General features: G+C 64.5%; 11 protein-coding genes. 4 read left to right on the top strand and 7 right to left on the bottom strand.

The window, feature by feature from the left end:
• Position 1 precedes the first annotated feature (1 nt).
• The 3 genes from B0G71_RS24480 (at position 2) to B0G71_RS24470 (ending at position 3143) form a co-directional block, all read left to right on the top strand.
• Positions 2 to 916: an ABC transporter ATP-binding protein gene (locus tag B0G71_RS24480; protein ID WP_116121678.1), complete on the top strand. Its 915-nt coding sequence runs from the start codon at positions 2 to 4 to the stop codon at positions 914 to 916.
• Between the two features lie 89 nt (positions 917 to 1005).
• Positions 1006 to 1683, top strand: a complete 678-nt coding sequence (locus tag B0G71_RS24475) for a heavy metal response regulator transcription factor (RefSeq protein WP_106277990.1) — start codon at positions 1006 to 1008, stop codon at positions 1681 to 1683.
• Positions 1683 to 3143, top strand: a complete 1461-nt coding sequence (locus B0G71_RS24470; protein ID WP_116144869.1) for a heavy metal sensor histidine kinase — start codon at positions 1683 to 1685, stop codon at positions 3141 to 3143. Before B0G71_RS24475 ends, B0G71_RS24470 begins: the two co-directional genes overlap by 1 nt.
• 88 nt (positions 3144 to 3231) lie before the next feature.
• On the opposite strand, the gene B0G71_RS24465 is transcribed toward B0G71_RS24470, so the two are convergent.
• From B0G71_RS24465 to B0G71_RS24455, 3 genes are read right to left on the bottom strand one after another with little or no spacing between them, the layout of a single operon-like run.
• Positions 3232 to 4704, bottom strand: coding sequence for an efflux transporter outer membrane subunit (locus B0G71_RS24465; protein WP_116144867.1), 1473 nt, complete (start codon positions 4702 to 4704; stop codon positions 3232 to 3234).
• 27 nt (positions 4705 to 4731) lie between these two features.
• Positions 4732 to 6108, bottom strand: coding sequence for an efflux RND transporter periplasmic adaptor subunit (locus B0G71_RS24460; RefSeq protein ID WP_116144865.1), 1377 nt, complete (start codon positions 6106 to 6108; stop codon positions 4732 to 4734).
• A 19-nt stretch (positions 6109 to 6127) separates the two neighbouring features.
• On the bottom strand, positions 6128 to 9376 hold the full coding sequence (locus B0G71_RS24455; RefSeq protein ID WP_116144863.1) for an efflux RND transporter permease subunit: 3249 nt from the start codon (positions 9374 to 9376) through the stop codon (positions 6128 to 6130).
• 303 nt (positions 9377 to 9679) lie between these two features.
• On the opposite strand from B0G71_RS24455, the gene B0G71_RS24450 reads away from it, so the two are divergent.
• Positions 9680 to 9967, top strand: coding sequence for a DUF4148 domain-containing protein (locus tag B0G71_RS24450; protein WP_116144861.1), 288 nt, complete (start codon positions 9680 to 9682; stop codon positions 9965 to 9967).
• 56 nt (positions 9968 to 10023) lie between these two features.
• Here B0G71_RS24450 and B0G71_RS41450 read toward each other — a convergent pair whose 3' ends face one another.
• The 4 genes from B0G71_RS41450 to B0G71_RS24435 form a co-directional block, all read right to left on the bottom strand.
• A complete protein-coding gene (locus B0G71_RS41450; RefSeq protein WP_166678947.1) occupies positions 10024 to 10194 on the bottom strand; it encodes a hypothetical protein in 171 nt (56 codons plus the stop codon).
• 130 nt (positions 10195 to 10324) lie between these two features.
• Positions 10325 to 11470, bottom strand: a complete 1146-nt coding sequence (locus tag B0G71_RS24445; protein ID WP_116144859.1) for a substrate-binding domain-containing protein — start codon at positions 11468 to 11470, stop codon at positions 10325 to 10327.
• A 67-nt stretch (positions 11471 to 11537) separates the two neighbouring features.
• The gene (locus B0G71_RS24440; RefSeq protein WP_116144857.1) at positions 11538 to 12539 is read right to left on the bottom strand and encodes an ABC transporter permease; all 1002 of its coding nucleotides are present in this window, start codon (positions 12537 to 12539) and stop codon (positions 11538 to 11540) included.
• Positions 12536 to 14152, bottom strand: a complete 1617-nt coding sequence (locus tag B0G71_RS24435; protein WP_116144855.1) for a sugar ABC transporter ATP-binding protein — start codon at positions 14150 to 14152, stop codon at positions 12536 to 12538. Before B0G71_RS24435 ends, B0G71_RS24440 begins: the two co-directional genes overlap by 4 nt.
• Positions 14153 to 14182 lie beyond the last annotated feature (30 nt).

The raw sequence follows: 14182 nt of genomic DNA, 5'->3' as shown, positions 1-14182 counted from the left end.
CATGTTAAATCCGCAACCCGTTCCGTCGTACCTGATCCAGTCCGAAGCGGTACGCGAGCGTTTCGACCGCCTGAAATCGCGCGAGGTGATTCTGGAAGTGCGCGACCTCGGCAAGCGCTTCAAGGCGGCGCAAGGCGAGTGCACGGCGCTCGACGGCATCAGCTTCAAGACGCACCGGCGCGAATTCGTTTGCGTGATCGGACCGTCGGGCTGCGGCAAGTCCACGCTGGTGCGCATTCTCGCCGGCCTGGAGGCGCAGACGAGCGGCAGCGTGCTGCTCGACGGCAAGCCGGTGCAAGGGCCGGGCGCCGACCGCGGCATGGTGTTTCAGGGCTACACGCTGTTTCCGTGGCTGACGGTCAAGAAGAACGTCATGTTCGGTCTGAAGATGAACGGCCACAGCACTCTGCATGCGGAACGCGAGGCGCTGCAATGGCTCGATCTGGTCGGTCTGACGAAATTCGCCAATGCCTATCCGCATCAGTTGTCGGGCGGCATGAAGCAGCGCGTGGCGATTGCCCGCGCGCTCGCCAACCGGCCGCGCATTCTGCTGATGGACGAACCCTTCGGCGCACTCGACGCGCAAACGCGCGCGAAGATGCAGACGCACCTGCTGGATATCTGGCGCAACATCGACGTGACCGTGCTGTTCATCACGCACGACCTGGACGAGGCGATCTTTCTCGCCGACCGGATTCTGGTGCTGAAGGCGAATCCCGGCGAGGTGCAGGAGTTGATCGAAGTGCCGGTGCCGCGGCCGCGCGACTATTCGCAGGTCACTTCGCCCGAGTTTCTGGCGACCAAGGCGCGGCTCGAAGCCTTGATCCATCCACCTACGGAGGCCCGCGACGAGGAGGACGACGTGGTCAAACCGCACATGATCCGTATGACCGACATCGCGGACAACGTCGAGTAGGTCGCAGCGCATCGACATTACCGGATCGTAATCGCCCGTTGGGGTGCTTGACGGTATGATTCCACCGTCAATGCCACGCGGAGCAACCGATGCGCATCCTGGTGATCGAGGACGAGCTGAAAACAGCGGCCTACCTCAAGAAAGGCCTGGAAGAGTCCGGCTATGCGGTCGATGTGGCCAACGACGGCCCGCAAGGGCTGATCCTCGCGCTGGAAGAAGAGTACGACGTGATCGTGCTCGACGTGATGCTGCCGGGCATGGACGGCTGGACCATCGTCAAGACCTTGCGCGCGAAACGCACCACGCCCGTGCTGTTCCTTACCGCGCGCGACGACGTCGACGACCGCGTGCGCGGCCTCGAACTCGGCGCGGACGATTACCTCGTCAAACCCTTTGCCTTCGTCGAACTGCTGGCGCGCGTGCGCACGCTGGCGCGCCGCGGCCCGCCGCGCGAAAGCGAGCTGATCAAGGTGGGTGATCTGGAAATGGACGTGAACCGCCGTCGCGTGAAGCGTGGCGGCACGCGTATCGACCTCACGCCGCGTGAGTTCTCGCTGCTGCAACTGCTCGCGCGCCGTCAGGGCGAAGTGCTCAGCCGCACGCAGATCGCGTCGTATGTGTGGGACATGAATTTCGACAGCGACACCAACGTGGTCGAAGTCGCGATCCGCCGCTTGCGCACCAAGATCGACGACAACTTTCCCGTCAAGCTGATCCACACCGTACGTGGCGTGGGCTACGTGCTCGAACTGAAGGACACCGCCTGATGCGCGGCCGCTCGCTTGCCGCGGCGCTCGCGCTGGCGTTCGGCGCCACCACGCTGACGGTTTTCGTGCTGGTCGGCAGTTTCCTGTATATCGCGCTCGAAAAGCAGATCAAGGCGCAGGACAATCTTGACATCGTGCTCGCCGCGCGTCACGCACGCCGTCTCGCTGAGGAACTGGAGTCGGCGCAAAGCCTGCGCTACCACAGCGAGCGTTTGACTAGCGTCGTGCTCGGCAACGAAGCGCTGTCGATGGAAGTGTTCGATCCCGACGGCAAGCGCGCGATCGAACACAACATCGCCGGCGCGCTTGCCGCACCGGATGCGGCGAGCGGCGCCGCGACCGTCGCAGGGTTGCCGCCGCTCACGCGCGTGGCCGCGACGGCGCGCATCACCGAGGCCGATATCGGCGACTGGACTGGCCGTAACGGCGCGCCGATCCGCGGCATTTTCACGGACGCACGGCTGCGTAACGGCGACACGGCGAGCCTGCTGGTGGCGCGCAACATGAGCGACCGCTGGCTGCTGCTGGACCGTTATCGCGACAAGCTCAACATGGCGGGCGTGGCCGGCGTGGTGCTGGCCATGCTGCTCGGCTACCTGCTGATTCGCGCCGCGCTGCGGCCGTTGCGCGATATCGCGGCGAGCGCGAGCCTCGTCACGGTGAATCGCCTCGATACGCGAATCGCGGTGGCGCGCGTGCCGAGCGAACTCGAAGCTTTGGTGGCCTCGCTGAACGCGATGCTCGAACGCGTCGAGCACGGTTTCCAGCGTCTGTCGCGTTTCACCGCCGACCTCGCGCACGACATGCGCACGCCGCTCAGCAACATGCGCGGCGCCGCTGAAGTCGCGCTCGCCCGGCCGCGCTCCGTCGACGAATACGAAATGCTGCTCGCCTCGAATCTGGAAGAGTGCGACCGGCTCTCGCGCATGATCGAGAGCGTGCTGTTTCTGGCGCGCGCCGAGCATCCGCAGTTCGTCAAACAACTGCGCGAGTTCGACGCGGCGCAGGAGTTGACTCACATCGCCGAGTATTTCGAAGGCATTGCCGAAGATGCGGATGTGCGTTTGCGCGTGAGCGGCACGGCCAGCGTGACGGCCGATCTCGAGTTGTTCCGCCGCGCCGTGAGCAATCTGCTCGCCAACGCCATTCGCTATACGCCGCCGGGCGGCGAGATCATGCTGGACGCCGGCGCGTCGGCCGAAGCCGTGCGCGTGAGCGTGGAAAACCAGGGGCAGCCGATTCCCGCCGAGCATCTCGAACGGATTTTCGACCGCTTTTATCGGGTCGATCCGTCGCGCAGTTCGCTGCCGTCTTCAGGATTGTCGCAAGGGTCCACGGGATCGACCGGGCTCGGGCTTGCCATCGTGCGCACGATCATGGAGCTGCACGGCGGCTCCGTGCATGCGGAAAGCGATGCGCGCAGTACGCGGTTCGTGCTGAGCTTCCCGCGCGCCAGCTAGATCGCAACACCTTGCTCGCGCCATCTGGCAGACACCGCGTTCAAGCATTTCACCGCGGTGCCTTCGCCGGAATTCGCGCACCCTCCGCTTACATCGACCCCACCGCGCTCTTGCCTTCATTACCCCACGTGCCGCCCAACGCCTTCAGCAACAGCACACTCGACTCCAACTGCCGCGCGGCGATCTGATCCGCGAAGCGCTGGTTCGTCAGCGCAATCGTCTGCGCGGTCACCACGTCGAGGTAGCTGACCGCGCCCGCGTTGAAGCGGTTCGTCGTGAGCCGCAGCGACAGGTCTGCGGCCGTGGTGGCGCGCTGCTGGCTGGCGGCTTCGTCGGCGAGGGAATGCAGGGCGGACAGGTTGTCCTCGACCTGCTGGAACGCCACCAGCACCGACTGTCGATAGTCCGCCACCGCGCCGTCGTATTGCGCGGCGGCGCCATGCAGGCTGGCTTTGCGCTTGCCGCCGTCGAACAGCGTGCCGGCCAGCTGCGGACCCAGCGACCAGAACAGGCTCGGCGCGCTCAGCCATGGCGCGAAAAACGTGCTTTCGAGCCCGGCGCTTGCGGACAACACCAGATCCGGAAAGAACGCCGCATGGGCCGCGCCGATCTGCGCATTCGCCGACGCCACGCGCCGTTCGGCGGCGGCGATATCGGGGCGCCGTTCCAGCAATTGCGACGGCACGCCAATCGGAATTGCGGGCGGCGCCACGGCCGAGCCGTTCGGCGGCAGCGTGAAGGTCGATGCCGGTTCGCCGATCAGCGTCGCGATCGCGTGCTGCATCTGCGCGCGCGTCACGTCGATGTCGGTGTCTTGCGTGCGCGTCGCTTCGAGTTGCGTCGTGGCCTGCGCGACGGCGGAGGCATCGATCGCGCCGTTTTTCAACTGCTGCTGCAACAGATTTAACGCGGCGGCGTAGGCATTCACGCTGTCGTCGAGCAGCTTCTTCTGCGTGTCGAGCGAGCGCAGCGAGAAGTAGTCGACGGCCAGATCGGCGCTCATCGACAGGCGCACGCCTTCGAGGTCCGCTTCGCTCGCCTGAACGTCCGCCTGCGCGCCGGTCACACTGTCGCGTATTTTCCCGAACAGGTCCGGCTCCCAGCTCGCCGCAACGCCTGCCGAATAGTCGGGCACGGTCTTGCCCGCGAGCGACTTACCTTCGACGTTCTGTGAGGTCCGAAAGCGCTGCTGCGCGGCACCGGCGGTGATGGTCGGGAAGAAACCGGCACGCTGATAGTCCACCATCGAGCGCGCCTGCTGGACCTGCGCGACCGCCTTGCGTACGGTCTGGTTCGACACGTCGATGTGCGCCTCCAGTTCGTTCAGCACGGGATCGTTGAAGATCGTCCACCAGGGGCCGCGCGGCGTGGCGTCGGCCGGCGCGGCCTGCGCCCAGCCGGGTGTGGCGGCCGTATGCACGGCGCCCGCGTACTGCGCTGGAATCTCGGCGCTCGGGCGTTGATACGCAGGCAGGGTCGAGCACGCGCTGAGCAGCGCGCCGATCAGCGTGGCCGCCAGCGCGCGGCGCGGCAACGGCCGTGAAAGAGACAGGTTGATCATCGGCAAATCCTTTGTCTGACGAAGCACTCAGCCATGCATGGCCGGCATGATCTGAACCATCTGGCCGCTAGCGATCGAATCGCCAGGGTTGTCGATCACGCGGTCCGAGGCAGCGAGTCCCGTCGTGATTTCCACGTGCGTGCCGAAATCGCGGCCGATCTGCACGGTCTTAAGCAGCGCCCGGCCATTGTTGTCGACCACGGCGACCGTCACGCCGTCCGGACGGAACAGCAGCGCGCTGACCGGCAGATCGAGCGCCGGCGTGGTCGATTGCAATTGCAGATGCACCTGCGTGTAGGCGCCGGGCATCAACGCGCCGTCCTTGTTGTCGACGTCGATCTCGACGCGCAGCGTGCGGCTCGACGGATCGATCGAACCGGTGCTGCGCGCCACCTTCGCCGCGATATGGCGGCCCGGATACTGCTGCGCGGTCAGATACACGGCCGTGGCCGGCGTCACGTACGGCGCGTCGTTCTGCGGCACGTCGACGAACACACGCAGCACGCCGTTCTGCTGGATATGGAACAGCTCGCCCGACATGCCCGCGGCGCCGGGCGTGCCGCCCGCCGTCACCAGCGCGCCGACGTCGACGTTGCGCGCGGTGATCACGCCGTCGAACGGCGCGGTGATCTTCTCGTACGAGACGAGTTCGGCGAGATGCGCGACATTGGCCTGCGCCGACGCCAGCATCGCGCGACGCGCTTCCATGTCGCTGACCTTGCTGTCGGCGTCCTGTTGCGCGACCGATTGGGTTTTGAGCATGTCCTGCCAACGCTGCGCGGTCGTCTTCGCGTAGTCGAAGTTGGCCTGCGCGGTGGCTTCGTCGGCGCGGGCCTGGCGCAGTTGCGCGTCCAGATCAGGGGCTTCGATCGTCGCGAGAACCTGGCCGCTCTTCACCTGCGCGCCGATGTCGGTGTTCCAGTGAGCGAGGTAGCCGCTGGTGCGCGCGTAGATGGATGCTTCGGCGAACGGCGTGACGGCGCCGGGCAGCAGCAGCTCGTTGACGGCCGGCGCGGGGCGCGGCTTGACCACCGACACGCTGAGCATGCTTTGCGCTTGCGTTTGCTCCGTGAGCGCGGCGCTCGCATGCAGACGCGGCACGATGCCGATGATCAGCAAGACCGCGGCAAGACCGCTGAGCGCGAAGGGCCAGAGACGGCGGTGCGGTTTGGTGTTTGTCTCGCGGTGCGAACCGGCGTCGCCGGCCGCCTGGTCACGCTTGTCACGCGTGGATTCGACGGCTGGGGCGGCATGCGCCTGCGCGCCGCGGTCTGATTCCCGCGCGGGCGAAGCTGCTGGCGCGAGGTCAGCAGCATGAGCGGCGTCTGGCGCGCGAGTTTCAGCGGCGTTGGCAACCTGTTCGGGCTGCCCACCCAACTTCGGCGGAAGTGATGAATCGTTCATAAAAAAGGTCTCGTCGAAATCAAAGAGTACGGGCGGCGACGGCGGATTCGTGTGTTTCGCTGCGTGCCGCGCGGCGTTTGTCGAGCCACGCGTGCACCATCCCGTAGACGACAGGGACGAACAGCAAGGTCGACACCGTGCCGAGCGCGAGGCCGCCGATCACGGCGCGGCCGAGCGGCGCGTTCTGTTCGCCGCCGTCGCCGAGGCCGAGCGCCATCGGCAGCATGCCAATCAGCATGGCGAGCGCCGTCATCAGCACCGGCCGGAAGCGGCTGAAGCCGGCTTCGAGCGCGGCCTGCAACGGCGGCTTGCCGCCGTGGTGAAGTTCACGCGCGGTGTTGACAACCAGAATGCTGTTGGCCGTGGCGATGCCGATGCACAGAATGGTGCCGGTGAGCGCCGGCACGCTCAGGCGGGTGCCGGTGCTGAACAGCATCCACGCAATGCCGGCGAGCGAACCCGGCAAGCCGCTGATCGTGATGAACGGGTCGAGCCACGACTGGAAATTGACCACCATCAGCAGATAGACGAGGCCGATGGCGAATACGAGGCCGCTCGCGAGACCGCTGAACGAATCGTGCATGGCCTGCACCTGGCCGCGTACGACGATGGATGCGCCCGGCGGCAATTGCGGCCGGATCTGCTCGATCAACCGGTTGACGTCCGCCGCCACGCCGCCAAGATCGCGCCCTTGCGCCGACGCGAAGATATCGAGCACCGGTTGCACGTTGTAGTGCGAGACGACGGCTTGCTGCGTGCCGCGTGTCAGCGTGCTCAGCGCGCCGAGCAGGTTCTGCGGCGCGGGCCCCACGCCGTTCGCCGGGAACGAGGCCGCGGCCGCTGCCGTCGTCGCCGCGCCGCCGCTCTGCGCGACCGGAATATTGGCGAGCGCCTGCAACGAGTTGACGTCGTACTGCGGCATCATCGCCACCAGCGGATAGCTCACGCCGTTGCGCGGATCGAGCCAGAAATTCGGCGTGGTCTGCGAACTGCCTGAGAGCGCGATCAGCAGGTTCTGCGATACCTCACGCTGCAACAGGCCGGCCTGAATCGCCCGGGTGCGGTCGACGTTGACGTTGATCGCGGGCGCGTCGCCGGGCTGTTGAATGCGCGCATCGACGAGACCGCGCACGCCGCGCAGTTGCGCGAGCAAACGGTCCGCCACCACGCGGTTGGCGTCGAGCTTGTTGCCGACGATCTGGATATCGATCGGCGCGGGCAGGCCGAAGTTGAGAATCTGGCTGACGATATCGGCGGGCAGGAAGGCGAACGTGACGCCGGGGAAATCCCTGGTCAGCGTGTTGCGCAGCGTCGCGACGTATTGCGCGGTCGGCTTGTGTTTCGGCGCGAGCGTGATCATCACGTCGGCATCTTCGGGGCCGATCGGGTCCGACGAGTCATAGGTCAGATTGATGCCGCTCACCGGCACGCCGATGTTATCGAGCATCGCCCCGAGTTCCTGCTTCGGGATCACATCGCGCACGCGGGCTTCGACCTGGTCGGTGATACTCGCGGTGTCCTCGATGCGCGTGCCGGTCGGCGCGCGCAGATGCAGGCGGATTTCGCCGGTGTCCACAGCCGGGAAAAAGTCACGTCCGGCGAACGGCACCAGCGCAAGCGAGCCGAGGCAAAGCACGAGGAAGATCGCGATGAAGCGCTTCGGGCTCGCTATCGCCGCGCCGAGCACGCCGCGATAGCGTTCGCGCAGCCGTTCGAAGCGCTGCTCGAAGCCGGCCTGAAAGCGGATCAGGCGCACAACCGGACCGTTGCCGGTGGCGGGCGCGTTGCTGCGCGCGCGCATCAGATACATAGCGAGCGTCGGCACCAGCGTGCGCGAGAAGAAGTACGACGCGATCATCGCGAACACCACCGCCTCCGCGAGCGGCACGAACAGATAGCGCGCGACGCCGGAGAGCAGGAACATCGGCACGAACACGATACAGATCGACAGCGTCGAGACGAAGGTCGGCACGGCAATTTCACCGGAACCGTTCAGGATCGCGTCCTGCAACGGCTCGCCGTTCTCCAGGTGATGCGTGATGTTTTCAATGGCGACGGTGGCGTCGTCGACGAGGATACCCACGGCGAGCGCGAGGCCGCCGAGCGTCATGATGTTGATGGTCTGGCCGAGCGCGGACAGCGCGATCAGCGAGGTCAGCACGGCGAGCGGAATCGACACCGCGATGATCAGCGTGGCGCGCCAGCTGCCGAGAAACAGCAGGATCATCAAGGCGGTGAGGGCGGCAGCGATCAGCGCCTCGCGCGCCACGCCCACCACGGCCGACTTCACGAACACGGATTGATCGGACAGCGCGGTGATATGCAGCGCGCTCGGCAGGCCGGCCGCGATATGCGGCAGCATCGCCTTGACCTGCTGGATGATGGTCAGCGTCGAGGTACTGCCGGATTTTTCGATGGTCAGGAGCGCGGCGCGTTTGCCGTCGCTGCGCACGATATTGGTCTGCGGCGCATAGCCGTCGCGCACATGGGCGACGTCACGCACGTACACCACGCCGCCGGCCACGGTCTTGACCGGCAGATCGTTCAGCGCGGCCACCGTGTCGGTGCTGCCGTTCATCTGCACGTTGTATTCCTTCGTGCCGATCTTCGCCGTGCCGCCCGGCAGAATCAGGTTCTGCGCATTGACCGCGTTGACCACGTCGAGCGGGGCGAGGCCCTTGGCCTGCAACGCGCGCGGATCGATATCCACCATGATCTGCCGCACCTTGCCGCCGAACGGCAGCGGCACCGAGGCGCCTTGCACCGTCGCCAGTTGCGTGCGGATCTGGCTGTTGCCGAGATCGTAGAGTTGCTGTTCGGAGAGCGTGTCGCTGGAGAGGCCGAGTTGCAGGATCGGCACCGTCGAGGCGTTATACGTAATGATGTTCGGCGGCAACGTGCCGGGCGGCAGTACGCGCAGGATCGACGCGGAATTAGACGCCGCTTCCGCAATCGCGCGATTGATGTCCGCGCCCGGATGGAAAAAGATTTTCACCACCGAGACGCCGTTCAGCGATTGCGACTCGATGTGCTCAATATCGTCGACGTCCGAGGTCAGCGCGCGTTCGTAGTTCGACGTGATGCGACTGGCCATGTCTTGCGCCGAGAAGCCGTTGTAGCTCCAGACGATGCTGACCACCGGGATATCGATGTTCGGAAAGATATCGGTCGGCGTGCGCAGTATCGCGAGCGGGCCGACGATAAAGATCAGCACGGCGAGGACCACGAAGGTATAAGGGCGGCGCAGCGCCAGCCTGACAATCCACATGACGGGTTCCTGAAAAAAGGCCGTTGGAGGCACGCGCCGATGCAGTGCTGCGTGACGCGGGCTTCGTAAGTCAGGAGTGTGGCGGGGCGGCGCTGACCGGCTGCCGTCGGTTAGATTACCGTTCTGTTATGTGAGCGCTGAAGTGAATGCGCGCAGATGTGGCGCGGCTTCGCGTGGCATATCGCCAGGCGGGCGTAGATAACAGAACGGTAATCTGGAGGTCAGTGCCCGGACAGGGGAAATGACAAGAATGGGAGGCGTATTGCTACCCAGTCATTGTTTGCCCCTACCCGGAGAGACATCATGAAATTGCTTAACGCTGTTGCCGTCACCGCGCTCAGCCTGGCATTCGGCGCGAATGCCTTTGCGCAAACCAGCACGTCAGGTCTGACGCGCGCCGATGTAACGGCGCAGTTGAAGCAGGCACAGGCAGAAGGGCTGGTGCCGTCCCATGATGAAGAGTATCCGCCGACGGATGCGGAAATAGCGCGAAACCGAGAGCTTTATGCGATCGAGCACCACGCGGATAACACCGCAACGGTGCGCGCCGCGCAGATGCCGTCGGTGAATGGCGAGTCGGTTTCGAACTGAGCCAATTCACCGCCGTATCAAACCGGCTGCTTCCGGCTGGCAGCAGATTGCCGACGCTACGGCCGATCCCGGCTGCGTGCCCGCGTCGCGCCGGTAATCACAGCGACGCCGAGCAGAATGACCGCCACGATGGCAATCGTATGCTGCGCGACGTGCATGGCCATCAATCCCCATGACACGCCGCCGATCAGAATGATCCAGCCAACCAGGTAAATAAGCAGGGTCATCTTTTCTCCTCGTTCGAATCGACGTAGTGGGTCTATCGAGTAGCAGGATTCGCGCCCGACGCCGGCTTGTTGCACCGGCGCCCGGAAGCTGAAGGAGAGAAGTGCGATGACGAAGCGCGGTTCGTGCGCCTCAACCGCAAGCCGGCGCGGCCTTCTTGCACGCATCGGCCAGTTGCGGCGGCGGGTCCTTCTTGAACACGGTCTTATAAGACTCGAGCACGTTCGACTGAACCACCGGCAACGATTGCACGCCGATCCACGCCGGCGGCGTCTGGCCGATCAGCGCCTTCATCATCGCCATGGCCTCGGCAACGCCCTGATCGTACGGACGCTGCGAGCCAGTCGCCTTCAGCGGCCCGCCCTTGGCGATTTCGATCGCGGATTGCAGGCCGAGATCGACCGTCGTCATGGGAATGGTCACGCCTTGCGCGCGCATCGACGTGAGTGTGTCGAGAGCCGGCTGATCCCACACCGCGAACAGGCCCTTCACATCAGGATTGCCAGTGAGGAAGTCGCCCGCGATCTGACCGACTTTAGACGGGTCCGTGAAGGCGACCTGTTTGATCTTGATGTCCGGACGGTTTTTCTTCAGCCAGTCGTTGACGGCCTTGGTCCGTTCCGTCGTGCTGAAGTAGTCGACGCCGAAATTCACGAGCCCGACCGTTGCGCCTTGCGGCACGCACGAGGCGAGCACTTTCGCCGCGATCTGGCCATTGCCTTCGCTATCCGCTGAGATCATCGCCGAGTATTCTTCCGGATGCTTCAGGCCGGTCGGCACGTTGTCCATGAACACGAGCTTGATGCCGGCCGCGGACACTTTCTTGTAGGTGGCGGCCGTCGCCGTACCGTCGACCGGAATGGAGATGATGCCGTTCGGATGGCGCTGGATCGTGTTCTCGATATCGGCGATCTGCTTGTCGACCTGATATTCCGCCGACGCCGTGCCGATCACTTCCACGCCGTACTTCTTCAGCGTATCGGTGATGCCCGCCACCTGCAGTTGCGACCAGTCGAGATTCATGGTCTGCATCGAAATGCCGACCTTGAACTTGCCGGCCTTGATTTTGGCGATGTCGGCGTCGGTCAGTTTCACGGCATCCACCGACGCGGCTTTTTCGCCGTTCGGTCCTTGCCCGACGATACCCTTCGGCCCGATCGAGCCCGCCGGTATGCCGGTCACGCATTGCGCGTAAGCACCCGGGGAAGCCAGACAAGCGACGGCGGCGACCGCCATGACACTGGCTAACGCTACTTTTGAACCACGACGTTGTTTCATGTTTCTCCTCCGTTGGTCTTCATGTCTGTGCTTCGCGTCTTCACGTCCGAACTGCCTTGTTTGCTGCCTATTTCCTCGTAAACGCAACCGCCGCGACGATGATCACGCCTTTGATCACCAGTTGCAGCGATGAACTCACGCCGAGCAGCACCAGCCCGTTATTGAGCGTGCCGATGATCAGACTGCCGAGCAGCGTCCCCAGCACGAAGCCGCGTCCGCCGAACAGACTGCAGCCGCCGAGCGTCACCGAGGCGATCACGTCCAGCTCCATGCCTTGCACCACGTCGGGCCGTGCCGCATGTGAGCGCGCCGACAGCACGAGCGCGGCGAGTCCGGCCAGCATGCCCGTGAGAATGAAGGCGAGGGTGGTCACGCGCCGCGTGTTGATGCCCGAATAAAGCGCGGCGGTCGGATTGCCGCCGGCCGCATAGATCTGCCGGCCGAACACGCTGTAGTGCAAGAGCAGAATGCCGGCGATCACGGCGAGCAGCGTCCAGATGATCGGCACCGGCACGCCGAAAATGTCGCCTTCGCCGAAGATCGAGATGAACGAGTCGTTATCGATGATCACGGGCTTGGTGGTCGTCACCATCAGCGCGAGTCCACGCGCGGCGCTCAGTGTGCCGAGCGTGACGAGAAACGAAGGAATGTTGACACGCGTGGTCACGATTCCATTGATCGCGCCGACAATCGCGCCGGTGCCGATACCGGCAATCGCGCCGATCACCCAGTTGTTGCCCACGTACGCCATGGCGAGCGCCGCTGACATGCCCGAGAGCGCCAGCGTCGAGCCCACGGAAAGATCGATCTGCCGCGCGATGATCACGAAGGTCATGCCGATCGCGATGATCGAGACGAGCGCGGTTTGCCGGCCGATATTCAGGAAGTTATCGATGGACAGGAACCACGGCGACGCGAAGCTGAACACCACCAGCAGGATCGCGAACGCGGCATACAGCGCATATGGCCGGTCGCCTTGCAGCAGGGCTTGCGCGATGCGCCGCATACGGCTTTTCTGCGGCGACGATGCGTGCCGTTCGGCCGTCAGCGGCGAGACAGATTCATTCATGTTGCAGACGCCTCGAGCGAAGAACGGGAAAGTTGGATCAGGTGATGCAGCGCTTCGGCATTGGCGAGTTCCGCGCGCTCCACGGTATTGACGATGCAGCCGTCCGCGACAATCGATATGCGGTCGCACAGGCGCAAGAGTTCATCCAGATCCGACGAGACGATGAGCACGCCGGTGCCCGCCTGCGCGGCGTCGTTCACCACGCCGTAGATTTCCTCGCGCGCGCCGACATCCACGCCAACGGTCGGTTCGTCGAGCATGAGCAACTTGGGGCGCGGATGATTCCACTTCGCGAAGACCACTTTCTGCTGATTGCCGCCGGATAGAAACTTGACCGCAGTGGATGAGTTGGGTGCCTTGACGGCCAGTTCTTTCATGGACCGCTTCGCCTGCTGAACGGCGGCCTGGCCGCGCAGCCATCCCCAGCGGGAAAAATGCGGCAAGCACGGCAGCGTCAGATTGCGTTCAATCGAATGATCGAGCACGAGCCCTTCCAGGTGACGATCCTCGGGCACCAGCGCCATGCCAAGTTGAATCGCCTCGGCGGGTGTGATGCGCGAGCGCGTTCGAGCGTCGAATTCGATGCAGCCGGCGTCCACGGATCGAAGGCCAAAGATGGTTTGCAGAATCTCGGTGCGTCCGCTGCCGATCAATCCCGCGAGTCCGTGGACTTCGCCGCGCCGAACCACGAGATCGATGTGATGCAGGCGGTCGTTGCTGACGTTCAATAACTTGAGTACGGGCGCGGCGTCGGCATGGCGTGCTTCGTCGGAGGTCGCCGCACCGCTTGCGGTTGGGGCAACGGCTCCATCGCCCACCGCCGTTTTCTGCCGCGCCTGCAACGCGGCATGAGCGGGACCGACAATCGCCGCCACCAGTTGCTTCATATCCGTTTGCGCGGTCTGGAACGTGCCGGCATTCGCGCCATCGCGGAACACGGTCACGCGCTGCGAAATCCTGAACACCTCGTTCAACCGATGCGTCACATAGATCACGCCGACGCCGCGAGCCGTGACTGCGCGAATCGCGTCGAACAGAATCTGCTCTTCGCCGCCGGTCAACGCGGACGTGGGTTCGTCGAGAATCAGCACGCGCACTTCGCCCATCAGCGCTTTGCAGATCTCGGTCATTTGCCGGTAAGCGAAGGGCAGCGAGCCGACCGGCACTTTCGGATCGAGTGGAATGCCATGCGAGCGCAGGAACTCGCCGACCGTGGCCATGAGCTGGCGATTCTTCACGAAGCCCAAACGCGTGCGCGGTTCGCGGCCCAACATGAGATTGGCGCCGACCGACAGCGATTCGACGAGACTCAAATCCTGGTAGACCACGGCGACACCCGCATCGCGCGATTGCGCCGGCGAGCCGAACGCGACTTGCTGACCGGCGATTTCGATGACGCCCTCGTCATACGCATGCACACCGCTCAGGATCTTGATCAGCGTGGATTTGCCCGCGCCGTTTTCGCCGAGCAGCGCGTGGACTTCGCCGGGCAACACTTCGAGGTTGACGCCGCGCAGCGCGTGCACGCCACCGAATCGTTTGGTGACGCCCGCAACACGGATCAATGGAACCTGAGGCGATGACGCGGCCGCGACCGCAACCGGCTCACTCATCTGGCATGTCTCCTTCGTCCACGCGACGAA

It is taken from the genome of Paraburkholderia sp. BL27I4N3, from assembly GCF_003386115.1.
Lineage (GTDB): Bacteria > Pseudomonadota > Gammaproteobacteria > Burkholderiales > Burkholderiaceae > Paraburkholderia.
The sequence above is the reverse complement of the archived record's forward strand: the minus strand, read 5'-3'. Positions and strand labels throughout refer to the sequence as shown.

Bases quoted from the DNA above. Each gene is read 5' to 3' on its own strand.
- B0G71_RS24480 (WP_116121678.1), top strand. From the start codon at position 2: ATGTTAAATCCGCAACCCGTTCCGTCGTACCTGATCCAGTCCGAAGCG.
- B0G71_RS24475 (WP_106277990.1), top strand. From the start codon at position 1,006: ATGCGCATCCTGGTGATCGAGGACGAGCTGAAAACAGCGGCCTACCTC.
- B0G71_RS24470 (WP_116144869.1), top strand. From the start codon at position 1,683: ATGCGCGGCCGCTCGCTTGCCGCGGCGCTCGCGCTGGCGTTCGGCGCC.
- B0G71_RS24465 (WP_116144867.1), bottom strand. From the start codon at position 4,704: ATGATCAACCTGTCTCTTTCACGGCCGTTGCCGCGCCGCGCGCTGGCG.
- B0G71_RS24460 (WP_116144865.1), bottom strand. From the start codon at position 6,108: ATGAACGATTCATCACTTCCGCCGAAGTTGGGTGGGCAGCCCGAACAG.
- B0G71_RS24455 (WP_116144863.1), bottom strand. From the start codon at position 9,376: ATGTGGATTGTCAGGCTGGCGCTGCGCCGCCCTTATACCTTCGTGGTC.
- B0G71_RS24450 (WP_116144861.1), top strand. From the start codon at position 9,680: ATGAAATTGCTTAACGCTGTTGCCGTCACCGCGCTCAGCCTGGCATTC.
- B0G71_RS41450 (WP_166678947.1), bottom strand. From the start codon at position 10,194: ATGACCCTGCTTATTTACCTGGTTGGCTGGATCATTCTGATCGGCGGC.
- B0G71_RS24445 (WP_116144859.1), bottom strand. From the start codon at position 11,470: ATGAAACAACGTCGTGGTTCAAAAGTAGCGTTAGCCAGTGTCATGGCG.
- B0G71_RS24440 (WP_116144857.1), bottom strand. From the start codon at position 12,539: ATGAATGAATCTGTCTCGCCGCTGACGGCCGAACGGCACGCATCGTCG.
- B0G71_RS24435 (WP_116144855.1), bottom strand. From the start codon at position 14,152: ATGAGTGAGCCGGTTGCGGTCGCGGCCGCGTCATCGCCTCAGGTTCCA.